The organism is Pantoea sp. XY16 (genome assembly GCF_025153065.1).
In the GTDB taxonomy this organism is placed as follows: domain Bacteria; phylum Pseudomonadota; class Gammaproteobacteria; order Enterobacterales; family Enterobacteriaceae; genus Pantoea; species Pantoea alfalfae.
In genome coordinates, this window is the sequence record NZ_JANZNP010000007.1 from 187,780 (window position 1) to 212,085 (window position 24,306).

Below are 24,306 nucleotides of genomic sequence, written 5' to 3' on the forward strand. Positions count from 1 at the left end.
AAGATGAAAATCGCTTTTGATGTGGATGTGATTAAAGATTTAGGTATCACCCGTATGGTTCATCAGGTGGCCGACTGGGGCTACAAATATATCGAACAGTCGCCGCATCCGCAGATCAACCCGTTTTATAAACATCCCAAAGCCAGCCGTGAAATTATCACCGAGTATAAGAATGCATTGAGCGCCACCGGGCTGGAAATCTCTTCTTTTATCGTGGTCTATCGTTGGTCCGGCCCGGATGAGCTGCGCCGTCAGGCGGCGGTGAAGAACTGGAAGCGGATGATTGAGATTGCGGTTGAGATGGGTGTGCAGGTCATTAACACCGAACTCTCCGGCACGCCTAACGAGCCGGAAATCTGTGAAGAGATGTTCTATCGCTCAATGGAAGAGTTGCTGCCGATTATCGAACGTGAAGGTATCCGCGTCGAAATTCAGGCCCACCCGTGGGATTTCTGTGAAGAGAACAATGAAACCGTGGATATCGTGAAGTCGTTCCGCAGCGATAACGTGAAGTATATCTACAGCGCGCCGCACACCTTCTTCTATGACAAAGGCAAAGGCGATGTGAAACCGATGCTGGAGTATGCAGGTGACGATCTGTCCCACATGCTGATCGCCGACACCATGAACCATACGAAACACTGTCGCTATATCGTTAACCCGCCAGGCGTGGATGCCACTATTCACCAGCACGTTGGCGTTGGCGAAGGTGAAGTCGACTTCGATACCCTGTTTAAAACCCTGCGCGACACCGGTTTTGCTACCCGCAGCCATAAAGTCGGTGGTGAACCGATTATCGCGGCGTCACTGTTTGGTTACCCGGAAAAGATGAAGGTGCAGGCGATTGAAACCCGCGAACTGATTGAGCGCGAACTGCTGTAAACCTGCCTGCCGTGCAGTCGTTGCTGGCTGCACGGTGATGTCCGCGCAGGACAAACATCGCCCCGTCTGACACACTTTTGATCACTTTTCCCCTGGGCCGCTCCCCGCCTGACATCGGCCCGTCACAACACGCCCTCGCGCAGCCAGCAGAGTTAAACCGCCTTCGCAGCACCTGCTACACTCCAGACCAATATCACATCACAAGGCGAACTTTCATTATGTCGGAAAATGCATATCAGCCCGCAAAAGTCTGGACCTGGGACCCTGAAGCCAAAGGTAACGGCGCTAAAACTAATCGTCCGTTCGCTGGTCCCACCCATGAAAAAGCGTTGCCGGTCGGCAAACACCCTCTGCAGCTCTATTCGCTCGGCACGCCTAACGGCCAGAAAGTCACCATTTTGCTGGAAGAGCTGCTGGCGCTTAACGTCAACGATGCCGAGTATGATGCCTGGCTGATCCGTATCGGCGACGGCGACCAGTTCTCAAGTGGTTTTGTCGACGTGAACCCGAACTCAAAAATCCCGGCGCTGAGCGACCACTCAGCAACACCGCCGATTCGGGTATTTGAATCAGGTAATATCCTGCTCTATCTGGCAGAGAAATATGGTTACTTCCTGCCGAAAGATATCGCTGGCCGCACTGAAACGCTGAACTGGCTGTTCTGGCTGCAGGGCTCAGCGCCTTACCTTGGGGGTGGTTTCGGCCATTTCTATCACTACGCGCCAGAAAAAATTGAGTACGCCATCAACCGCTTCACCCTGGAAGCGAAGCGCCAGTTTGACGTGCTGGATCGTCGACTGGCCGATAACCGCTATCTGGCCGGTGATGACTACACTATTGCCGACATCGCCACCTGGCCATGGTACGGCAACATGGTGCTCAACGATCAGTATGGCGCTGCCGAATTCCTGGATGTGCAGTCCTATAAAAACGTGGTGCGCTGGGCGAAAGAGATCGCACAGCGTCCTGCCGTCATCCGTGGCCGCAAGGTTAACCGCGTTATGGGTGACCCGGCCGATCAACTGCATGAGCGTCATGATGCAGCCGATTTTGACATTAACACTGAAGATAAACGCCAGGCGTAAAGGAGCCCACAATGAGCGCATATGTCATCTTTATTCGCGACAAAATTACTAACCCTGAGGAATTCGCTATTTACGGCGAGAAAGCGGGCAAAGCGCGCGGCGACCATCCCATTACGCCGCTGGCGTTTTATGGACAGCTTGAGACGCTGGAAGGACCGGAAGCGGACGGCGTAGTCGTGCTGGAGTTTCCGACGGCTGAAGCAGCGCACGGCTGGTATGACAGCCCGGAATATCAGGAAGCGAAACAGCATCGCCTGAAAGGTGCAGAATACCGTGTGGTGCTGGTCCAGGGTGTAGAACAGTCATAGCATGTCATGACTGTGAGAACAGTAAGCCGTAGCCATTAAGGTGCGGCTTAAATTCTCATTCGCCAACAGGTTACTGAGATAACTGCACAAAAAATCCGCAACGTCGGAACGTTACGGATTTGATTAAACTCTCTGAGTATTCGAATATCGTCCCTGATTTTTTTTTCAAAAACGTTAGTAAAAATCCATCGCTAACATTATGGATAAATAATAGCGCTATCGTACAACTCAGATCATGTTTTGTTCAGAAAATATTAAACGATAGCTGTGCTGCCGTTGGTGCCGTAATTCTGACGGAAGTCAGCTGCGTAGGCGGCCACAGTGTCCTTACCCCACAGCGCACCCATCACGGCACCTACAACCGGACCGATAATGCCGCCCAGAATAGCACCAACGCCCTGAGCGATAGGACCGAACACGGCGCTACGGCTGGCACTGCCGCCGACTGTTACGCCTGTAGCCAGACCTTCAATGATACCCCAGACCGCACCTTCCGCAGCGTCAGCCAGAGTAGTCACTAATGCACCGCCGCTTACGGTTTCCATTTCGATCAAAGATAATTCACGCATGATAAAGTTCCTTTTATTTAAAAATAACACTGTTAATAAACTTCATTAAAAAAAATATTTTTAATAAAGAGGGTATGACGCAACGCTTGCAGTTAGCTGGCGTATTGCTTTCTGAAGTCAGCCGCATACGCTGCGACTGCGTCTCTGCCAACCATTGCGCCCATAATCGCGCCCGCTATTGGGCCAATAATGCCACCTAATATCGCTCCGACTCCCTGTGCAATAATGCCGAATACTGCATCACGGCTTGCGCTTCCACCGACAGTAACACCGGTTGCTAATCCATCCAGTGCACCCCAGACAATACCTTCAAAAAAAGCGTTAACCTCATCGGCCGTCGCTGGAGCGCCACCGCTTACGACACTAATCTCGTATTCCTTTAGCTTTCTCATTATTTTCACTCCGGCTATTTAATGTTAATTTATAAGCCCTTTTATTTCAGTAAATGTAAAATTCATTTACTGGAACAATACAGCAGCAGAAGGCTAAAAAAAATAGTAAAAAAATCCATTTTCTGGAAAAATATAAATATAACAAAATCACTTTCCAGATATTATGGAATAATCAAAAAAACCGGAATAACATTGGAATGATAATAATAAAAAATCCAGCCACCTGGTTATATAGTTAATCTTTTGACAACATTAACCCCAGAATGAATATCAAAAACCGTTCCCCAACCCGTGAAATAGGTTTATGCAAAAAGACAAGAAACATTTTTACTAATAATTAAAAGCAAAAATTGAAATTGAAAATCAGATAAAATCATTAAGACGGCCTGCGGCCGCCATTTATTAACTTAATTCAGCTGAATACGTGCTACGCCGTCCCGCTCTTTGCTGCTGTAATGCTGATTAAAGTCAGGCCTGGTGGTGACATAGAGCGTCTGCCCGTCGGGTGAGACCAGCAGGCTGTCAGGGTGACGATCAAATGACCAGCTGTTTTTCACTTCATAGGTCGTGCCATCCAGTTGCAGCACCTTCTTCGACTCGCGCTGGCTGATATAAATCTCATTGCGCTTGCCGTTAAACTTAATCCCCATCGAATCACCCACATCAAGACGCTTAATCACCTTGCCGCTGCGCTCATCAAACACCAGGGTGATTTTCGCCTTGGAATTATCCGTGACAAACAGGCGTCCTGTCGCCGGATCTTCGGCCATGTTCAGGAAAAGATAATTCTGCCCGTCACCGGCTGTCAGACGCTGTTCGATCTTGTGATTACGCGGATTGATTACCAGGATTTCACCGCTGCCGTTCGCCGCGTAAATCCGGTCGCTGACCGGCGAGAAGATAATGCCTGTGACCCACTTGCCGGCATTTTTAATCCGGGTTTTCAGGGTCAGCGTTTTGGCATCGACCACCCAGATTACACCCGGATCGCCTGTGCCGCCGACATAGAGCAGCCCGTCATGCAGAAAGATTTCACGCGTGCCAACCGGTAACCCTTTCTCGTTTTTATCGTCAAACATCAGGCGTTTCAGCACCTTTCCGTTCTTCGGATCGATCTTAGCGATGCCGCCATCCAGTGAGTTGGTGGCGTAGAGTGCGCTGCCGTCCGGCTCGCTAATCAGCCCAAAGTTTTTCAGGTCGAAATGCCCCGTCCCGGTGCTCTGCAGCGTGGTGCCATCAAGACGGTAGATCATGCCGCCACTGATATCGTTGCCTTCCGGCGCACTGGCAACATAGAGCGCATTCCTGGCGGGCAGGTACGCCATCTCATACAACCCTTCACCCAGCTCGCGCTCAATCAGGTTATCGGGGCTGGAGGGCTGCATCACTACGGCGCCACCATCCACTTTTTTCACCGCGGTCTGGCACGCCGCCAGGCTGAAGGTGGTGACCATCACCAGTGCGAGTGCCTTTTTATGCGGGCTGAACAACGCTTTCATGCTTGACTCCCCTATCGACCTGCTCTCCCGGCTGGCCGCAACGCAGAGGACAGGCAGGGAAGAAAAATGAATGAAAATCATACGCATCAGAAAAAAGACTGTAAACGCAGCGTCAGTCTGAAACGACCGAATCAGTTTAATGCGGTATGCTACTTGTCCGCAGATGCTTTTTCAGGCCCGCCCATCCATATAAAATCACTGTTTTTCAACAGATTGCAGATTTTTCTGCAGAAACGCTACAAACGCGGTGATGCGCGCCGGAAGCTGGCGCTGCGCCTGCCAGACCGCAAAAATATCGCCATCAGGGGCCTGCCAGTCGGGTAGCACCTGCAACAGTTCGCCTGTCGCCAGACTGTGCTGCGCGTCCCACCAGGAGCGCAGCAGAATGCCATGCCCATCCATCGCCAGCCGCATCGCCACTTCACCATCGTTGGTAATCAGGCTGCCGCGCACTTTCTGGCTGATGCTCTGTTCGCCGCTGGTCAGCCGCCATAACGTAAAATCGCTGTCGTGCTGACGCAGTAAAATGCAGTTGTGCTGCGCCAGATCGCGCACCGTAGCGGGCAGGCCGTGACGGGCAGCATAGGCGGGTGAGCAGCAGAGGATGCGCGGATTGGTGCGCAGTTTACGCGCTACCAGCCGCGAGTCGGGCGGTTCACCGACGCGGATATCAATGTCCATGTGCGCATCCAGAAAATTAAGCGGCTGGCTGCTGAGCGACAGCGATAGCGAGAGCTGCGGATGCAGTGCGGCAAAGGCAGAGACGCAGGGCGCAATGTGCCGACGACCAAAACCAAATGAGGCATTGATGTTAAGTGTGCCGCGCAACTGAGCCGTTTCACCGCTGACCGCCTCTTCCAGCGCCACCAGCTGATCCAGCAACGGGCGCGCACCTGCCAGATAACGACGGCCTTCCGGCGTCAACTCCAGCCGTCGCGTGGTGCGGCGCAGTAGCTGCACGCCAAGCCGTTGCTCCAGCTGGCTCAGACGCTTGCTGACCGCCGCCAGCGACAGGCCCAGTTCACGCGCCGCCGCGGTCAGACTGTCCAGCGCGGCCAGGCGAACAAAGAAGGCTAAGTCATCGGTGGAGGTGCGGGATTCTCTACTTTGATTCAACAATGGATTGCCTTTGAGGCTCATTATTTCCCCGGAATCGACAGTTATACTGCGTACACAATTCGAACATCAACCGGAAAGGTGCCCTGTGACTGACAAAATTCACCGCATTGCCGTTATCCCTGGCGACGGCATCGGCAAAGAAGTGATGCCGGAAGGCGTCCGCGTAATGAATGCGGCCGCAGAGAAATTTAACATTCCGCTGCGCTGGGAGTGGTTCAATTACGCCAGCGCCGACTACTGGCAGCAGCATGGCAAAATGCTGCCTGACGACTGGTTCCTGCAGCTCAAAGCCTTTGATGCGATTTATTTTGGCGCGGTCGGATGGCCTGATGTCGTGCCCGACCACGTTTCGCTGTGGGGCTCGCTGCTGCAGTTCCGGCGGGAGTTTGATCAGTATGTCAATCTGCGCCCGGTGCGGCTGATGCCTGGCGTCAAAGCGCCGCTGGCGAATCGTCAGCCCGGCGATATCGACTTCTATGTGGTACGCGAAAACACCGAGGGTGAATACTCCAGCGTTGGCGGCACCCTGTTTCCCGGCACTGACCGTGAAGTGGTGATTCAGGAGACGGTGATGACGCGCACTGGCGTCGATCGCATCCTGAAGTTTGCGTATCAGCTGGCGCAGAGCCGGCCGAAGAAACACCTGACCTCTGCCACCAAATCGAACGGCATCGCCATCACCATGCCTTACTGGGATAGCCGCGTCGAAGCGATGTCCGGCCAGTTCCCCGAGGTTCGCGTCGATAAGTATCACATTGATATTCTCACCGCCAACTTCGTGCTGCACCCGGACTGGTTTGATGTGGTGGTCGCCAGTAACCTGTTTGGCGATATCCTCTCCGATCTCGGCCCGGCCTGTACCGGCACTATCGGCATTGCGCCTTCCGCCAATATCAACCCGGAAGGGCTGTTCCCCAGCCTGTTCGAGCCGGTTCACGGTTCTGCGCCCGATATCGCCGGTAAAGGCGTCGCCAATCCTATCGGGCAGATCTGGTGCGGGGCGATGATGCTGGAGCACCTCGGCTACAAAGCGGCGGGTGATGCGGTGTTAGATGCGATTGAACGCACGCTGGCGGCGGGACAGCATCTGACGCGCGATCTCGGCGGCAGCGCCAGCACCGAACAGCTCGGTGCAGCCATCGCCGCCGCGCTGTAAATCAATCCGGCAACTGCACCACGCACTCAGGGTGCCAGCCTGACGGTAACGGCTCCGGCCGTGTTATCACCAGGCTGTGCAGTTGCAGGTTCTCCACCCCACGCGCGAACAGGCCCGGCAGTCCGCCGGGATAGCGCTCGACACCAAAGGCTTCGCCGGTTTTCGGGTCAAGCCTGTAAGCGTTATCCAGCCCCATGCCGGTCGGCGAGTCCGGATTACAGGGCGGCCGCACGTCGTAGTGTCCCTGTGTCATCGGCGACACGCTCTGCCGCATCTGTAGCTGGCTGATGACCACATCGCGTATCCAGCCCGGTTCTGCCGCATGCAGGTTAATCGCCCCTTCCGCCACGCCCGTAACGTTACTGAACTGCACCTGCTCCACGATGCCGGGCATGATGGCAGGATCGCGGCGGCGTACCGAAATATGCAGCGGATCGGCTTTACCCCAGTGACAGGGCGGCGCGTGATGACAGGCAAAGGTCAGATTGCTGAACAGCAGACGCCGCATCGCGCCGCCGTCACGCGACAGGATGCCGATGCCGCGGTTGGAATCAAAAATGGTGCAGCCGGTTACCGTGACATCTTCGACGTCATCCCAGGTTTCGGTGCCGATCTTAAAGGCGCAGCTGTAGCTGCGCAGCAGACAGTTGGTGATCATGATCTGTCGCGCCGGACGCCGTAGCGCGGCCGGTTTATGGGTGGTTTTGATGCAGATGGCATCATCAGCGGCGCTGAGGTAGCTGTTGCTGACAAACACGGCTTCGCAGCTGTCGATGTCGAGCGCATCGGTATTTGGCATCGTCATGGCGTTGTCGATGGTGAGGTGGTCGATATGCACATGGCGACAGCTCACCAGATGCACTGTCCACATCGGTGCCTGCACTATGGTAAAGGCGGTCAGCGTCACCTGTTCGCAATCTTCAAACACAATGATGCGCGGCCGGTCGGCACGCGGCAGACGATAGCCCTGCTCATCCCGCTCAGCGGCAAACCAGGCTTCACCCTCGCCATCGATGCGGCCGGTGCCGCTAATGGTGATATTGCGCTGGCCCAGCGCATAGAGCAGCACGTTGTGGGACTTTTCCGCGCAGCTCAGCGCCTGTACCGCCTGGTAGTCAGCCAGCCGCGGACTGGCGATCAGCACCGCACCCGCTTCAAGGTGCAGCTCAAAATCAGAGGGCAGGTTCAGGCAGCCGCTGCGATAACGTCCGGCTGGCAGCGTCAGACGGCCACCGCCTGCCGCCGCAATCTGATCCATCGCGCGTTGCAACATGGCCGTGTCCGGGGTTTCGCCATCGGCGACAGGGTGAAAATCAGCAAGGGAAAGGTGCATCATGCGTCTCCCGCAGGGTTGAGGAGGAGGAATTGCAGCACGATACGGCGCGGCAAACCTTTGTCTGGCCGCCAGTGCGCCGTTTCGTGCGGAACTTCACAAATTACTTCACGGCCCCTTCGGTGACGCCGCTGATGAACTTGCGCTGGAAAATCAGGAACACCACGATCAGCGGCATAATCACAATCATCGCGCCCGCCATCAGCACCGGAATGTCGATGGTGTTTTTGTTCTGGAAAAACATCATGCCAATCGGCAGCGTGCGCAGCTCATCCTTGTTGACCAGAATCAGCGGGATCAGGAACTCATTCCAGGTCCAGATAAACAGCAGCAGCCCCAGCGTTGACAGGGTCGGCCAGATAGCGGGCACCAGAATGCCCCACAGAATTTTGACCCGCGATGCCCCATCCATCACCGCCGCTTCCACCAGTTCTTTCGGCACCTGCTGAAAAGCACTGGCGATCATCAGCGTGGTAAAGGGCAGCGACAGGGCAATTTGCGGCAGGATCAGCGCCAGATAGGTGTTGGTCAGCCCCATCCAGCGCAGCTCGTGATAGAGCGGAATGATAAAGGCTTCACTCGGCAATACCATCCCCAGCGCCAGCATCGCTCCGATGACTTTTTTACCGGGGATTTTCAGCCAGGCGAAACCGAACCCGGCCAGAATGCCGAGCAGCACGCTGAACAGCACTACCGGAATGACCACCAGTACTGAGTTGAGGAAGTAGACGTTAAAGTGACCCTGCTGCCAGGCGGTCAGGTAGTTTTTGAAATTCAGCGAGGCGGGCAGCGTGAAAACACCCTGAAACAGCTCCATCTGGGTTTTAAACGAGGTCATCAGCGCCATCAGAAAAGGCAGAATCGTCATCAGCGCCACGATCCAGATCAGCGCGCGTGAAATCACCGGCGTGCTTCGCATCAGTAACGCTCCTTTAAGGCCAGGTGGATCAGATAGTTAATCCCTAAAACAATGATCATGCTGAACACCGCGACCGACGAGGCGTAGCCAAAGTAGTGCAGGTCAAAGCCCTGCTTATACATAAAGATGTTGGTCACCATGGTGGAGGTGCCCGGCCCGCCCTGGGTCATCACATAGACCAGGTCAAAGGCTTTCAGGCTGGCGATCACCGTCAGCAGCAGGGCAATCCGCAGTTCGGGCCGCAGGCCAGGCAGCGTGATGCGCATAAACTTCTGGCGACGTGACGAGCCATCCAGATCGGCGGCTTCCAGCAGTGATGGGTCCATACGCTGCAGGCCCGCCATAAACAGCACCAGACAGAAGCCAAAAAAGTACCAGGTGGCGACCAGCCCCACGGCGGGCAGCGCCCAGGTAAAATCACCCAGCCAGGAGAGCGCCAGCTGTGGCAGCCCAATCGCGCGTAATATCTGGTCGATCGGCCCGAAGGCCGGATTATAAAGCCAGCGCCACACCACGCCCAATACCGCCATCGGCATAATGTAGGGCAGGAAAAAGAGAATGCGCAGCACGCTGCGTTCGTTGTTGTTGCGCGTGTCATAGAGAAAGCTGCAAAGCAGCAGGCCGACGCCAATCGGCAACAGGGTATAGAACAGCATCAGGATGGCGTTGTTGCCCAGCGCAATCCAGAAAACCGGATCGCTGAACATCCGCAGGTAGTTACTGATGCCACTAAACACCGGCAGCGAGGTGCCGTCCCATTCAGTAAAACTGATACCCAGTGAGGCCAGCAGCGGGAACAGCAGAAACACCGCATAGACCAGCACCGCAGGCAGAACATAGAGAAAATTACGCCAGCCGCTTAAATTCAACATAACCCTACTCGTGGTTCAGAACGATGCTCAGGCCCGGCTGTGCGCCGGGCCTCCGGCTTAATGCTTCAGGGTTTTCAGGTAACGCTGATAGTTATTATCAAAATTGGCCACCATCTGATCGGCAGTCTGACGACCCGCCAGCAGCAGCTGGACGTTCTGATTCAGCTCGGCATTCATGGTCGGCGTGGCCCAGTCCACATAGTGGCCTAAACCGTCATAGTCGTTGAGCGTCAGCCAGACCTGATACGCCTCCGCCAGCAGCGGATTGTCCGCCGGCATTTTGGCCGCCTTGTTAGTACTGGCCGGCAGGAAGCCCACTTTCAGCCAGCGGTTCGCCATAGCATCCGAGACCATATAGTTGATGAACTTCGCCGCGCCCTCCTGCTGATCTTTGCCTTTGGCGGTGCTGGTAATCGAGAACGCCAGATCGGTCCCGCCCACCATCAGCGGCTGCTTCACGCCTTCACCGGCAGGCATTGCGGCAAAGTGAATATCCTTGTTGTCTTTAAACTGGCCGAGATACCAGGTGCCACTGACGAGGAACGCGGCCTGGCCGTTCTGGAACAGCGTCGCCGCATCGTCGTGACCAATGCCCTGGAAGCCAGGGAAGAAGTACCCTTTGTCGGTCCAGCTCTTCATCATGGTGGCGGCATTGACCAGCTTGCTGTCTTTGAAGGTACCGCCCACATCGTAAATCAGATTATCCAGCGTCTTGCGGTCGTGGCTCTCAATCTGCGCCTGCCACAGGGTGCTGAGCAGCTGCTGGCCCATGTTGCCATCGAGCAGGCCCAGCATCATCGGTGCGGTGCCCTGCTGTTTCAGCTTCGCCATGGCACTTTCCAGCTCGGCCAGCGTTTTCGGTACCGCAATGCCCGCTTTATCCAGCAGCGCTTTGTTGTAATAGAGCCCGACCATTTCGCCCAGGCTGGCGATGCCATACAGCTTGCCGCTGCCAAACTCGCCACTGTCTGACCAGCGATTACGTTTCAGAATCGAGTCCGGGAAGCGCGTGGTCCAGCCGTAGCTGGCGGCATAGCCGTCGAGCGGCAGCAGCAGCTTATCTTTAACCAGCGACCCCATATCACCGCCGCCCTGATTGACCTGGGCGATCTGCGGGCCATCACCGGCAGTCAGTGCCAGCTTCAGCGGAATGCGGGTATCTTCAAAAGAGTGAACTGAGCGGTTGATCACGATGCCGGGATTCTGCTGTGAGAACTCTTTAATCCCTTCATCCACCGCGGCAGTCTGCTCCGGGTAGTTGTAGATATCCCACTCATTCAGAGTAACAGCGGCGTGAGCGGCATGAGAAACGCTGCCCGCCAGCAGGCCTGCTGCCAGCAGCCGACCCACATTGCGAATTCGGAACGAACGAACGGAGGAAACAGACATTATGCTCACCTTCTTCAGACCAGGATCGGCATCCTTTCATCTCACCGCCTGACATCCTGCAGGCTGCAGCCGCACACAAACGCACCCACTCATACTTACTTTAATAGAAAAATAAAGTCAAACAGCCTGCAGTGGGAATTGCAACGCTGTGAGCACGCGCAAATAAACAGCGACATGGCGTGAAATTCAGCACACCGCGCTGGCTTTCAGACGATTAACCCTGGCGGCACGTCGCCAGTCACGTTTTCAATAGCAGGAGATACCAGTACAATAATCGCAAAATAACGTCCTGATAAAACATATGAAAATCCTATCACGCTCACACTTTTCCCTTCCGGACGGCCTTAAAACGCTGGCCAGCCGCGGCGCTCCTGACGTGTTGGCGATCACAGTTGTGCATCCTGACGCCGCTAAACATTGCCGAACCGCCTGCGTTAGTGCGATAAGGTAATTATTCTATCTTGAAAACTAAGTCCACTTTCATTAACGTAACTTTCATCTGCGGATCTGTTCAATCCCTGACCGGTTCCCTCACTCACGAGAATTCACCATGGCGAATCAAAGTGTCATTCGTCCGGCCACGCCGGCGGACTACCCGGCGCTCTACCGCATCTGCCTGGAAACAGCCGATGCAGGCAGCGATGCCCGCGCGCTCTACTCCGATCCCGACTATCCCGGCCAGCGTTTTGCCGTGCCCTATGCGCGCTTCGCGGCTGACTTTGCTTTTGTGCTGGAGCGGGACGGTGAGGTGCAGGGTTATGTCGTCGCCGCGCCCGATACCCGCGCGTTTGAAGCACAGCTTCAGGCCGAATGGTGGCCGCAGCTGCAGGATAAGTATCGTGATCGCAGCGCCAGCGCCCCGCTCGACAGCAAAGTGCTCGACGCAATACGCCATCCCGACCAGGCTGCTGACACGCTGGTGACGCAGTGGCCCGCGCATCTGCATATCAACCTCCTGCCGGCGGCGCAGAAAGGCGGCTGGGGTCGCCGGATGATTGAGCATGAGCTGGCGGCGTTGCGGGCGGCGGGCGTCAGCGGTGTCCATCTTGGCGTCAGCCTGCAGAACGAGCAGGTCTGTGCCTTCTATGCGCGCATGGGGTTTACCCCTATCCTGCGCAGCAATGCCATCTACATGGGCCAGTTACTCTGAGTGAGGTAGCCGATGACCAGCCTGCGCTTGCAGAATGTGAAGAAGTCGTATGAACACGTTAATGTCATTCATGGCATCGACCTGACGATTAACAGCGGTGAATTTGTGGTGTTTGTCGGGCCATCCGGCTGCGGCAAATCGACGCTGCTGCGGATGATCGCCGGGCTGGAGGAGATCAGCAGCGGACAGTTGCTGATTGAGGAGCAGGACATGACGCAGCAGCCCGCCACCGAGCGTGGCATCGCGATGGTGTTCCAGTCTTATGCGCTCTACCCCAACATGACGGTGCGCGGCAATCTGGCCTATCCGCTGGAGGTGATGAAAAAGTCCAGAGCGGAGATCAACGAGGCGATCACTCAGACGGCAGCCCGTCTGCATCTCACCGAACTGCTTGATCGCCTGCCGCGTGCGCTCTCTGGCGGACAACGGCAGCGCGTGGCGATAGGCCGGGCGATTATTCGTCATCCGCGTATCTTCCTGTTCGATGAACCGCTCTCTAACCTTGATGCTGAACTGCGCCTGCAGATGCGCATTGAGATCGCCCGGCTGCACGCCTCGCTCGGTAACACGATGATTTATGTGACCCACGATCAACTGGAGGCGATGACGCTGGCTGACCGCATTGTGGTGCTGCGTCAGGGCCGCATTGAGCAGGTCGGCGCACCGCTGACGCTCTATCACGATCCGGATAATCTGTTTGTCGCTGGCTTTATCGGCTCACCGAAAATGAACTTCCTGCGGGCGGAAATCAGCGCCACCGGCGAGGGTGAAGTGCAACTGCGGGTGCCGGAACTGAAAATTGAGGGCCTGGTGCTGAAAATCGCCGCAGACTGTCGTGAGGGCCAGACCGTGACGCTGGGCATTCGTCCTGAGCATTTCCAGCCCGCCGCGCAGACGCCGGACGCACTGCGCTTCCACGGCGAGCTGGCCTATGGCGAGATGCTGGGCCACACCAACTATCTCTACCTGGATATCGGGCGCGAGCAGATGCTGGTGGTGGAAGAGCGCGAAGCAACCACGCGCGATATGGGCACACAGGTAGAACTGGGCTTTTCTGCCGCGCATTGCCTGCTGTTTGATGAGCAGGGATTGCGCCTGCGCTAAGGCAAACGCGGAAATAAAAACGGGCGCCGAAGCGCCCGTGAGATTGTTGACAAAGTCCAGCTCGATAGCGGTAAGACCGAGCCTGCGAAGGGAACACGGTCAGATCGGAAAGACGCAAAAACCGCCATCCATGGCATGCCCGGCCCGCGCGATTACGCACCTCATCCCTGAGGTGCGCCCGTAACCGGGCCAACGCGTTGCGTTGTTCAAAAACGCTCCCGGCGTTTTTGTCCCTGCCGCGGGACGCTTTCCTCCTCTGACCGTGCTCCCTGCGCATTGCGCTTATTCATTGCTGCCAGACTCACCCTGACTTGGGTTTGTCAGCAGTCTGGCGGGCGCTTAGCGCCCGTTTTTATTCCAGGGATAACTCAGGTGACCGGCTCTTCATCGGCCTGCGCCGCCAGCAGATCCAGCAGCCGGTTGACGGCAAAACCCGCCGCGCCCAGCGCCCACATCCGGTTCGATTCCGTCAGGAACTGCAACGGCGTCATGTGCGGCGTCAGTTTGAGCCGGTATGCCTGGAAGCTCTGAGTGATGTGATCGAGCAGAATGCGTGATGCCATGTGCGGCTCCATCGCCAGATAAACCACGTCCGGATCGTAGGCCACTGACAGGTTCGCCAGCGAAATCCCCAGCTCGCGCCCTGCCTCTTCCAGCACCGCCAGCACCTCGGGCGTTGGTCGCTGATCCAGCGCCTGCAACGTAAGGCCCTCCATCGGTTCCTGCTCCGCCAGCCGCTGCAGAATGGCGCGCGATGAGGCGACATCTTCCAGCAGACGCAGCGAGCCATCACCCACCAGCCCGTTGCCGATCTCGCCTGCCTTGCCATGACGACCGCGATAGAGCTGACGATTCAGGATGATGCCTGCACCGATCCCTTTACCGTAGGTGGCGATTACCGCTGACTGGGCATTACCGAGCTGCCCAAACACCAGCGCCGCCATCGCCATCGCGTTGGCGTCGTTCTCGATAAAGACCGGCAGCGAGAAACGCTCTTCCAGCAGACGTGCAATCGGGACATTATCCCAGTCGAGCACTTTGGAGCGGATGCAGTAGCCGTTTTCAGCATCAACCAGGCCCGACAGCGCCAGGCCAATCGCCCCGACCCGCTTCTCCTCGACACCTCGCAGGAACTTCGCCAGCGCATCGCCGAGCTGGCGCGGTGTCAGCGTGCCTTTCGGCATCTGCTGCTCGCCCAGCAGATTGCCGCTGAGATCGGTCATGACGATCAGGTTGCGTTCTGCATTGAGCTGAATGCCAATCACGCTGGCGCGATCGGGATTGAGTCCAAGCAGCGTTTTTGGCCGTCCCATCGACACGCGACGCAGCCCCAGCTCCTGCACAATCTCCTGTGCCAGCAGCCGATTAGTCGCCTGCGACACGGTCGACATGCTCAGTCCGCTGCGGACTTTCAGGTCTGACTGGCTGATCGGCGCATTTTCAACAATCAACCGCAGAATGCGCGCGGTTACGTTGGGAGCGGTCATAAATTCCTCGGGTTATCTGGCAGAAGAGGTTCAGCCAGTTTCAGATCGGGTATCGGACAGGCGTCAGCTGCTGCGCCAGTATCAGCGCCCCGCTCAGGGCATCGCCCTGCGGCGTGACCAGCCGGGCCTGAATATCGTCATCCAGCCAGCGCTGTATTGGCGTCGCCACGCCCCCCATCAGCGCCACCCGTCCGCTGCTCAACGCAATCAGACGGCAGACCATCAGACCGATATCTGCTGCGGTCTGATGCAGCAGATCCTGAGCGTGACCATCGCCCGCGTCGGCGGCCGCAAAAACCTGTGGCACCACGCGTGCCCAGTCAGCAGGCGTCGCTGAGCGCGTCCAGAGCAGCATCGTTTCCGGGCTGTCACTGAATTGCGCCATCAACTGCCGGGTAAAGGCAGTCGGCATAATAATTGACTCATGGGCCAGCAGCGCCAGACGCAGCGCACGACGGCCCAGTTCTGCGCCCGAGCCCTGGTCAGACAGGGCAAAGCCCCAGCCGCCAAGCAGCGTAAAGCGTTCGCCATCCCAGGCCGCGCCCTGACTACCTGTGCCGATGATAAAGACAGCGCCAGGAGCGCCACCATGCGCACCCGCACAGGCGATCTCCACATCGCTGACCACTTGTAACGCCGCGCAGGCGGGCTGCCAGCTGGCGAGCCGCGCCTGCACCGAGGCGACATTCGCACCCGCTAATCCGGCCACCAGCGCGGTCTGCGTTAGCGCCTCCGGGGCTAATCCCGCCTGTGACAATACCCGGTCAATCAGTTGTCCGACACAGGTCAGCGCCGCGTCATAGTCTGACCAGACGTTGGCTGGCCCGCCAGTGGCTTCCGCCAGCACGTGGCCCTGCAGGTCGGTTAACCGCGCGCGACACTGTGTACCGCCGCCATCAATGCCAAGAAGATAGTGTGGTTGCACGCGCTTCCTTCCCAATTTTGGGTTATAGCCATAATGAGCGAACGATAGGATAAAAAAACTTAAATCGCAATAACAAATAAATATAGCAAAATCATATCTGAATTTTATTCTTAATTTACATAACGATAACAAAAACCACCTCGCAAAACGCGCAGTGCGTTATTGACATTAGTTTTTCTGTCGTAATAAGTTGGTGGTCAGATTATCAACAGGCGCGCCCGATCACAGGCGGGCTATGCATCATGCGATTTCAGGAGCAGGGGTTTAACATGAAAGTAGGCATTATCGGTCTCGGCTTTCGACTGTCCCACGTGATCAAAGAGTTCAGCAAAGCCGACGACGCCTTCTCGGTAGTGGGTTATTACGATCCGGCACCCGCCGGACTGCCTAATCTGCACAGCTTTGGTATCGCGCCCGGCCAGGCCTTTGCGTCCATCGACGCGCTGCTGGAGCACGGCGGAATGGATGTGGTGCTGGTGGGCTCTCCCAACTTTCTGCATCTGGAGCATGTGGGTCAGGCGCTGGCAGCGGGTTACACGGTGTTTACCGAAAAGCCGGTGGTGATCAATGAAGAGCAGACCATGGAGATGGCGAAGCTGGTGCGTCAGTATGGCGAAGCGCGCATTCTGGTCGGCCTGGTGCTGCGCTACTCCCCGCTCTATCACGATCTGCTGGCGGCACGCGATGCGGGCCAGTTGGGTGAGATCACCTCGATTGAGGCGACAGAACATATCAAGCCTTATCACGGCGCATTCTTTCAGCGCGACTGGCGCCGTCTGGAGAAATATGCCGGTCCGTACATTCTGGAAAAATGCTGTCACGACATCGATCTCTATCAGGGCCTGTTGCAGGAGCGCCCGATCCGCGTCGCCAGCTTTGGTGGCCGGAAATCCTTTACCCCGGCGCATGCACCACAGGGAGCGATCACCGCTGAGTCAGAGCTTTATCACGTGAAGCCTAGTGGCTGGTCGAGCACCGATGCGGTCTTCGACAGCGACGCCGATATTGTTGACTACCAGACCGCCCTGATTGAGTACGAAGGCGGCGCGACGCTGGCTTTCCATGCCAACCTGAACGTTCCGGATGAGTTCCGCCGTTTCTGTGTGATGGGCACGGACGGCATGGCAGAAGGCGACTTTGTACGAAACTACTTCCGCGTACATAACGCGCGCAGCGGTGAAAAAGAGGTCGATACCGCCTACAGCGGCAATGCGTATGACGGTCACTACGGCGCAGATGCGCTGATGGCAGAAGAGATTGTTAAACATATTAAACAGGGAACACCGCTGAAAGTTTCAGTGGTGGACGCGCTGGAAGCGGGCCTCACCGCCATAAAAATCGATGAGGCGCGCAAAACCCGCAGCGTTGTGGACATGCGTGAAAGCTGGCTAACATTTGACGCCAACCTGGGAAAAACCGGGACCTGATGGGCCCATCCTGCGGGTCAGACTCCCCCTCTGACTCCGGGTTTTGAATGGCAGTATGACTGGTAACTTCCTGTACTGGCCTCCGGGCCAGTGACATTATTGATGGTGAGCGCCACCGTAATAACTCTGCCCAACGCTCAACCAACGTCTTTTCCCTTCTCTCCAGCCTGAGGCTACTTGCATTCTTAAAGCGATGGGGACATACGCCTGCGCGCAATTCAACAACCGCACAATTCCCTCCAGTGACCCAATCATCCTCACCTACCTGCTCCACAGCCTGAGGCGACGAGCAGACTCAAAGCGATGGGAGCATACGCCTGTAGCAAAAAAGCATAGCGGGCCAGGGATGGCCCGCGCTGAGCGTGCACCGCAGTCCATAACCGCACAAATCCCCTCAGCCAATCCAACCAGCCCCGACGCCAGTCCTAAACTGGATCCACCTCATTCTCCAGCTTCTGACGCCGCCGCAGATGCGGAAACAACGTCATCCACAACGCCACCACAATCAGCGTACCGATGCCGCCAATCGCTGCCGCGGGTGCCGCTCCCATCCAGGCTGCCAGCAACCCAGACTCAAACTCGCCCAGCTGATTCGACGTATTGATAAAAATCGCGTTAACCGCATTCACCCGTCCCCGCATAGCATCCGGCGTATCCAGTTGCACCAGCGCACCCCGGATCACCATACTCACCATATCAAAGCCCCCCAGCGCACAGAGGGCAATCAGCGACAGCCACAGCTGCGTGGACAGCGCGAACACCAATGTGGCAACGCCAAATCCCGCCACCGAGCCAAACATAATCATCCCGACATGCTTGTCCAGCTTGTGACGGCTCAGCCAGATGCCGACCAGCAAGGCGCCCACCGACGGCGCACCGCGCAACATTCCCAATCCCCACGGCCCGGTATGCAGAATATCTTTGGCAAAAATCGGCAACAGTGCCGTCGCGCCACCCAGCAGCACCGCAAACAGATCGAGCGAAATCACCCCAAGCACATCCTTGCGCTCACGGATAAAGTGAATCCCGGCAAACAGATTCTTCATATTCATTGGCAGACGAGCCTGCACCGGACGCTCATAGCGCAGCAGACTCACCAGCGTCAGCGAAATCAGATAAAACAGTCCGGAAACGCCATATACGACATGCGGCCCGGCAACATAAAGCAGCCCGCCCATCGTCGGCCCGACAATCACCGCCGCCTGGCCCCCTACCGAGTTCATCGCCATGGCGCGCGCCAGAATCGAAGGCGGCACCAGCGACGGCAGCATTGAGGACATTGCAGGCCACTCCAGCGCCTTCGCCACCGCAATCATAAACACCAGTCCCCACAGCGCGGTCTTGTCAGCGGTATGGAATAAGGTAAGCACCACTAATGCCACCAGCGCAGCAAATTCCACCAGCTGCCCCAGCAGCACAATGCGCCGCCGGTCATATTGATCCGCAAGATGACCTGCAGGTAGCGCCAGCAATACCGACGGCAGAAACTGCATCAGGCCAATCATCCCCAACGCCATTGCGCTGTTGGTCAGCGCATAGATCTGCCAGCTGATTGCTACCGAGAACATCTGAAAACCAAATGATGAGCAGGTGCGCGCCAGCCAGAACGCGACAAATGTCCGATGTCGCCACAGCGACTCTTCTGCTGTTGATGCCATAAATCCCATGTCTTATCCCAAATCAGGTGAGGAAGCCCGCATCGTTGCGCGGTGTTATTGGTGTGGTTATTGATGATGTTAAATTAACAGACCGGATGAGACCTGAATGGCTGCGGCTCCAGCCCTGGCTCTCTGCACAACAAAACGCATACCTGTCCGGCACAGGCGCATCCGACCTCTCCTGACTATTACCAGCCTATTGGTCCCGACTATTGAATATATTCCAGCACATCATCAGACGCCAAAGGAATTATGTTCTCTTTGCTAATGGGTTTATTTACTTTCGCAGGCAACAAAAGGATGATTTGGATTAAGCAGATGATCTATATTTATTCACGCGTTTAAAAAAATGCGACTTTTTATATGATCAATTATCAAAAAATCCTTTTTTATTGCATTTCATAGAGATAATGAAAAACAGTTTATATAACCCCTATGTTACTGAACCTATCCATCACGTTAAGCGTAATGTCTCTGGCATTTGCTATAGCGTGCCTTATCTTCAGCAAAATCAGGAAAGCAGAAATACACTTAATACAAACAACATTATTTCATTACACAATCAAATTGCCACTGAAGCAGCATTAATGATTATTCCCATCGATGATATGCGATTACGGGGAATGATTGCGGTACCGGACGCTTATTCACATTTACAGAATGGGCGAATCCGGATTGGAATTAATTATTCCAGTTTAGCGGCACATTATGCGCCACTACTTGAATTAACTAAGAAATTTGATTTCTGGCTTTATGATTTTGCGCCGCCGGGAGCAGACTGGCGACTGCTGGAATCTTTCCCTTTTTCAGGGATTGTTTTAAACGAAGCGTTCTTTAATGACAATTATGAAAAATTTACCTTTCCCTTTTTTATGGCGACATTTCGTGAAAAAGGGGCAGAGGTCATCGTACGAAGTCATACGCCGACTTTAACGGCTGAGCAGTTTGCTGAGATAAATATCAGCGGCTGGCAACAGCAACGCTCGGATGGCGATCTTATTAGCTGCTGATTCACAAATCCTGCCTTCCGGCGTTAAGGGCACACGGCGGTGCGCTTAACGTCCTTTAATCCCCCATAAAATGTCGTATTATTCCGGTTGTTAAGCGATTTAAGCTAAAAAAATCAAATCTTGATCTGATTTTGCTATAACATTTAACACAAAGGGACCGTCTGTCTTAACGGAAGAGATACTTCAGAACACCCTAATCATTTGTACTTGATAACTGGAAACAGCCTATCTGGTTGTTTTCGTGTGTTTTATGGCAACGAAACGAGGTCGATATTATGGGGAAAAACTCCTCATCTTTTGGCGTAATTCGTTTCCTGACAGTGCTGTTCGCAGTACTGACGGGCGCGTTTATGCTGATTGGCGGTGGCTGGTTAGCCGCCATTGGTGGTTCCTGGTATTACGTTTTCGGCGGTGTGGTGATGCTTATCACCGCCTATCTGCTTTCCCGTCGCAAAAGCACCGCGCTGGTTCTCTATGCGCTACTGCTGATCGGCACCCTGATCTGGGGTGTATGGGAAGTGGGTACAGACTTCTGGGCACTGGCACCGCGCACCGATGTGCTGGTGATTTTTGGTGTCTGGCTGATCCTGCCGTTTGTTTATCGCAGCTTCAACGCGGGCAGTAAAGCCGCGCTGGGGACCATGGCTGTAGCGCTGGTTGCCAGTGCTATCGTGCTGACCTATGCGGTGTTTAACGATCCGCAGGTGATAAACGGTTCAGTGCCAGAAACCGCTGACAACGCCCCGCAGGCTGCGCCGCTGAGTAACATTCCTGATGCTGACTGGCCCGCTTATGCGCGCGATCAGCAGGGAACCCGTTTCTCGCCGCTGAAGCAGATTAACCACCAGAACGTGAAAGAGTTGCAGGTTGCCTGGCAGTTCCAGACGGGCGACATGAAAGGGCCTGACGACCCAGGTGAAATCACCGATGAAGTCACCCCGATTAAAATCCGCGACACGCTTTACCTCTGTTCGCCACACCAGATTCTGTTTGCGCTGGATGCGGCCACCGGTAAGCAGAAGTGGAAATTTGATCCGGGCATGAAGGTGAATCCAACCTTCCAGCACGTGACCTGTCGCGGTGTTTCTTACCATGAAGTGCCGGCAGCAGCCGATGCAGCGAATACGCAGCCTGCTCTCTGCTCTCGTCGTATCTATCTGCCCGTCAACGATGGTCGTCTGTTTGCGCTGGACGCAGAGACCGGCGAACGTTGCCCGACATTTGGCGTCAATGGCGAGCTGGATCTGCAACACAAACAGCCTGTTACGACTGCGGGTATGTATGAGCCGACCTCGCCGCCAATCATTACAAACACCACCATCGTAATGGCCGGTGCAGTAACCGATAACTTCTCAACCCGCGAGCCGTCAGGCGTGATCCGTGGTTTTGATGTGAATACCGGCAAACTGCTGTGGGTATTTGATCCAGGCGCGAAAGACCCAAATGCCATTCCGGCTGATGAACACACCTTCACCATGAACTCACCGAATTCATGGGCACCGGCAGTTTACGATCCGAAACTGGATACCGTTTATCTGCCAATGGGCGTGACCACACCCGATATCTGGGGCGGTAACCGCACTCCAGAGCAGGAGCGCTATGCGAGCAGCGTGCTGGCTCTGAATGCCACCACCGGTAAGCTGGTCTGGTCTTATCAGACTGTCCATCACGACCTGTGGGATATGGATCTGCCGTCGCAGCCGACCCTGGCTGACATCACCGATAAAGATGGCAACACCGTACCGGTGGTTTACGCGCCAGCGAAAACCGGCAACATCTTTGTCCTGGATCGCCGTACCGGCAAGCCAGTGGTCCCTGCGCCAGAAACGCCAGTGCCACAGGGTGCTGCAAAAGGCGACCACGTTGCCGCTACTCAGCCCTACTCTGAGCTGACCTTCCGTCCGAAACAGAACCTGACGGACAAGGACATGTGGGGCGCGACGATGTTCGACCAGCTGGTGTGCCGCGTGATCTTCAAGCGCCTGCGCTATGAAGGTCCGTTCACCCCGCCATCAGAGCAGGGCACGCTGGTGTTCCCGGGTAACCTCGGTATGTTCGAATGGGGCGGTATTGCCGTCGATCCACATCGTCAGATTGCGATTGCTAACCCAATGGCGCTGCCGTTTGTCTCGAAGCTGATTCCACGTGGCCCGGGCAATCCGATTGAGCCGCCGAAAGGCGCAGAAGGTGGTTCAGGTACGGAAACCGGTATTCAGCCACAGTATGGCGTGCCATATGGCGTCGAGCTGAATCCGTTCCTGTCACCGTTTGGTCTGCCATGTAAACAGCCTGCCTGGGGTTACATCTCCGCGGTAGATCTGAAGACCAACGATGTGGTGTGGAAACAGCGTATCGGTACCGTTCGCGATAGCGCACCGGTTCCGCTGCCGTTCAAAATGGGTATGCCGATGCTGGGTGGTCCTATCACCACTGCCGGTAAGGTGTTCTTCATTGGTGCGACAGCAGATAACTACCTGCGTGCGTTCAGCACCGATACCGGCGAGCTGTTATGGCAGGCGCGTCTGCCAGCAGGCGGCCAGGCGACCCCAATGACCTATGAAGTAGATGGCAAGCAGTACGTTGTCATCGCGGCAGGCGGTCACGGTTCGTTTGGTACTAAGCTGGGCGATTATGTGATTGCTTACGCACTGCCAGACCAGAAATAATTCACGACGCTGTGAATAGCCTAAGGCGGACTCCGGTCCGCCTTTTTTGCGCTATTTTTTCATCTCACGCCAGTTGAGCCACGCGCAAAACAGCATCACTACACAGGTTGCCAGAAACACTGGCCGCATCCCGAACGTCCCACCTATCAGCCCACCAAACAACGGACCGCTGACCTGGCCGATATACTGCGCCGACGTCGAATACCCCAGCATCCGCCCGACCTGTGAACCCGGCACGTTATGACGGATTATCGCCGTAATGCACGGCATCAATCCGCCCAGCGCCATCCCCATCAGAAAACGCAGCAGCACCAGTTGCCAGGCCGCTGTGATAAACGCCTGGGGGATCAGCAACAGCCCACTGACCAGTAATCCGCCGGTCAGAACCCGCCAGTGCCCTACCCGATCGGCCAGACGACCCAGTCGGGGTGCTGCCAGCACTGTGCCCAGCGCCGCCGCAGACATCACCAGGCCGGCGATCATCGTGATTTGATGGTCACCCTGCACGAACTCGCCCACGTAAAGCGTAATAATGGGTTCAATCGACATGCTGGCGAAGATCAGCAACATGCCGGAGAGCCACATCAGCCGCACCAGTGTGTGATTCACCGGTTCTGCTTCAGGATGCGGTTGCTGGCTGGCACGCGACGTCGCAGCAGCACGTGGCTGCTCTTTGAGTAAAAAGGTGGTCGCGAGGAAGGCGAGAAAGATGACCGCACCGGTCAGCCAGAATGTCTGACGAATGCCGATCAGCGGCGGTAAAGCGCCACCCAGCAGCGGTCCCACTACGTTGCCTGCCATAATACCGGATGACAGGATGCCCAGCGCCCAGCCGGTCTGCGCTTTTGGCGTCTGCGCCGCCACCAGAATGGTCGATCCCGATGCGTAGCCACCCAGCAGCCCGGCCAGCAGCCGCAGCGCCACCAGCTGCCACGGCGCGGTTGCCATGCCAATCAGCGACATCGCAATCGCCATTCCCAGGCTGGCCCGGATCAGCATCAGCTTACGACCGTAGCGATCAGCCAGCCTGCCCCACAGCGGCGCAGTCAGCGCGGCGCTGAAAAAGGTCGCGCCATAGGCCAGCCCGGACCAGCGGGCAATAGCGGCGGGTTGCTCAACGCCGAGTTGCTGCACATAGAGCGGCAGAAACGGCAGCAGCAGCGTCATCGCCACGATGGTGGTAAAAGAGCCGACGACGCAGACCGCTAAGTTACGTCGCCAGTGCTGAAACTCTGCCGTTTCAGGTGACTGTTGCATGGGGATATCCGTTGAATGATCAGGGATACAGGCTAACCGGAGTCGCAGAGTAACAACAGTCGTGGCGGAATAGTTACTCTGTGGCGCTCATTGTTGTCA

The 24,306-nt window shown here is 56.0% G+C and carries 21 protein-coding genes; 9 read left to right on the forward strand and 12 right to left on the reverse strand.

All coding sequences use genetic code 11. The features are described from left to right. Positions 1-3: 3 nt before the first annotated feature. From N1689_RS12705 to N1689_RS12715, 3 genes are all read left to right on the forward strand, one after another. Positions 4-882 carry a sugar phosphate isomerase/epimerase family protein gene (locus tag N1689_RS12705; RefSeq protein ID WP_150011911.1) on the forward strand — a complete coding sequence of 293 codons (879 nt, stop codon included), beginning with the start codon at positions 4-6 and terminating at the stop codon, positions 880-882. Positions 883-1,100: 218 nt separating this feature from the next. Beyond that, positions 1,101-1,967: a glutathione-dependent disulfide-bond oxidoreductase gene (gene yghU, locus N1689_RS12710; RefSeq protein WP_260059071.1), complete on the forward strand. Its 867-nt coding sequence runs from the start codon at positions 1,101-1,103 to the stop codon at positions 1,965-1,967. An 11-nt stretch (positions 1,968-1,978) separates the two neighbouring features. Further along, positions 1,979-2,275 carry a DUF1330 domain-containing protein gene (locus tag N1689_RS12715; RefSeq protein ID WP_161736375.1) on the forward strand — a complete coding sequence of 99 codons (297 nt, stop codon included), beginning with the start codon at positions 1,979-1,981 and terminating at the stop codon, positions 2,273-2,275. Between the two features lie 254 nt (positions 2,276-2,529). On the opposite strand, the gene N1689_RS12720 is transcribed toward N1689_RS12715, so the two are convergent. The 4 genes from N1689_RS12720 to N1689_RS12735 form a co-directional block, all read right to left on the reverse strand. Further along, on the reverse strand, positions 2,530-2,844 hold the full coding sequence (locus N1689_RS12720) for a hypothetical protein (RefSeq protein ID WP_161736374.1): 315 nt from the start codon (positions 2,842-2,844) through the stop codon (positions 2,530-2,532). A gap of 92 nt (positions 2,845-2,936) precedes the next feature. Beyond that, positions 2,937-3,236: a hypothetical protein gene (locus N1689_RS12725; RefSeq protein ID WP_161736373.1), complete on the reverse strand. Its 300-nt coding sequence runs from the start codon at positions 3,234-3,236 to the stop codon at positions 2,937-2,939. A gap of 407 nt (positions 3,237-3,643) precedes the next feature. Further along, positions 3,644-4,735 (reverse strand): YncE family protein, encoded by a 1,092-nt coding sequence (locus N1689_RS12730; RefSeq protein ID WP_260059074.1) that lies wholly within the window; start codon positions 4,733-4,735, stop codon positions 3,644-3,646. A 195-nt stretch (positions 4,736-4,930) separates the two neighbouring features. Then, positions 4,931-5,875 (reverse strand): LysR family transcriptional regulator, encoded by a 945-nt coding sequence (locus N1689_RS12735; protein WP_161736371.1) that lies wholly within the window; start codon positions 5,873-5,875, stop codon positions 4,931-4,933. Between the two features lie 64 nt (positions 5,876-5,939). Here N1689_RS12735 and N1689_RS12740 point away from each other — a divergent pair, with 64 nt between their 5' ends. Further along, positions 5,940-7,010 (forward strand): tartrate dehydrogenase, encoded by a 1,071-nt coding sequence (locus N1689_RS12740; protein WP_260059076.1) that lies wholly within the window; start codon positions 5,940-5,942, stop codon positions 7,008-7,010. A gap of 1 nt (position 7,011) precedes the next feature. On the opposite strand, the gene N1689_RS12745 is transcribed toward N1689_RS12740, so the two are convergent. The 4 genes from N1689_RS12745 to N1689_RS12760 all read right to left on the reverse strand — a co-directional run bounded on the left by N1689_RS12745 (position 7,012) and on the right by N1689_RS12760 (position 11,523). Beyond that, on the reverse strand, positions 7,012-8,343 hold the full coding sequence (locus tag N1689_RS12745) for a glycoside hydrolase family 28 protein (protein ID WP_260059122.1): 1,332 nt from the start codon (positions 8,341-8,343) through the stop codon (positions 7,012-7,014). 103 nt (positions 8,344-8,446) lie between these two features. Then, a complete protein-coding gene (locus N1689_RS12750; protein WP_010252038.1) occupies positions 8,447-9,262 on the reverse strand; it encodes a carbohydrate ABC transporter permease in 816 nt (271 codons plus the stop codon). After that, on the reverse strand, positions 9,262-10,134 hold the full coding sequence (locus N1689_RS12755) for a carbohydrate ABC transporter permease (RefSeq protein ID WP_161736369.1): 873 nt from the start codon (positions 10,132-10,134) through the stop codon (positions 9,262-9,264). The genes N1689_RS12750 and N1689_RS12755 overlap by 1 nt, the downstream gene beginning before the upstream one ends. A gap of 57 nt (positions 10,135-10,191) precedes the next feature. Continuing rightward, positions 10,192-11,523 (reverse strand): extracellular solute-binding protein, encoded by a 1,332-nt coding sequence (locus tag N1689_RS12760; protein WP_161736368.1) that lies wholly within the window; start codon positions 11,521-11,523, stop codon positions 10,192-10,194. A 550-nt stretch (positions 11,524-12,073) separates the two neighbouring features. On the opposite strand from N1689_RS12760, the gene N1689_RS12765 reads away from it, so the two are divergent. Continuing rightward, on the forward strand, positions 12,074-12,673 hold the full coding sequence (locus N1689_RS12765; protein WP_260059079.1) for a GNAT family N-acetyltransferase: 600 nt from the start codon (positions 12,074-12,076) through the stop codon (positions 12,671-12,673). 12 nt (positions 12,674-12,685) lie between these two features. Continuing rightward, entirely contained in the window at positions 12,686-13,777 is a 1,092-nt protein-coding gene (locus tag N1689_RS12770; protein ID WP_161736366.1) for an ABC transporter ATP-binding protein, read from the forward strand. Positions 13,778-14,145: 368 nt separating this feature from the next. On the opposite strand, the gene N1689_RS12775 is transcribed toward N1689_RS12770, so the two are convergent. Continuing rightward, positions 14,146-15,264: an ROK family transcriptional regulator gene (locus tag N1689_RS12775; RefSeq protein WP_161736365.1), complete on the reverse strand. Its 1,119-nt coding sequence runs from the start codon at positions 15,262-15,264 to the stop codon at positions 14,146-14,148. Between the two features lie 40 nt (positions 15,265-15,304). Beyond that, positions 15,305-16,189, reverse strand: a complete 885-nt coding sequence (locus N1689_RS12780) for a BadF/BadG/BcrA/BcrD ATPase family protein (RefSeq protein WP_222924709.1) — start codon at positions 16,187-16,189, stop codon at positions 15,305-15,307. Between the two features lie 269 nt (positions 16,190-16,458). Between N1689_RS12780 and N1689_RS12785 the strand changes: the two genes are divergently transcribed. After that, complete coding sequence (locus N1689_RS12785; protein WP_161736363.1) at positions 16,459-17,616, forward strand: Gfo/Idh/MocA family protein; 1,158 nt, start codon at positions 16,459-16,461, stop codon at positions 17,614-17,616. A 425-nt stretch (positions 17,617-18,041) separates the two neighbouring features. Here N1689_RS12785 and N1689_RS12790 read toward each other — a convergent pair whose 3' ends face one another. Next, the gene (locus N1689_RS12790; RefSeq protein WP_222924710.1) at positions 18,042-19,283 is read right to left on the reverse strand and encodes an MFS transporter; all 1,242 of its coding nucleotides are present in this window, start codon (positions 19,281-19,283) and stop codon (positions 18,042-18,044) included. 401 nt (positions 19,284-19,684) lie between these two features. On the opposite strand from N1689_RS12790, the gene N1689_RS12795 reads away from it, so the two are divergent. Both N1689_RS12795 and N1689_RS12800 read left to right on the forward strand, forming a co-directional pair. Beyond that, positions 19,685-20,284: a hypothetical protein gene (locus N1689_RS12795; protein ID WP_033781586.1), complete on the forward strand. Its 600-nt coding sequence runs from the start codon at positions 19,685-19,687 to the stop codon at positions 20,282-20,284. A 275-nt stretch (positions 20,285-20,559) separates the two neighbouring features. After that, positions 20,560-22,950, forward strand: a complete 2,391-nt coding sequence (locus N1689_RS12800; RefSeq protein ID WP_260059081.1) for a glucose/quinate/shikimate family membrane-bound PQQ-dependent dehydrogenase — start codon at positions 20,560-20,562, stop codon at positions 22,948-22,950. A gap of 51 nt (positions 22,951-23,001) precedes the next feature. Here N1689_RS12800 and N1689_RS12805 read toward each other — a convergent pair whose 3' ends face one another. Then, positions 23,002-24,207: an MFS transporter gene (locus tag N1689_RS12805; RefSeq protein WP_260059083.1), complete on the reverse strand. Its 1,206-nt coding sequence runs from the start codon at positions 24,205-24,207 to the stop codon at positions 23,002-23,004. Between the last annotated feature and the right edge of the window lie 99 nt (positions 24,208-24,306).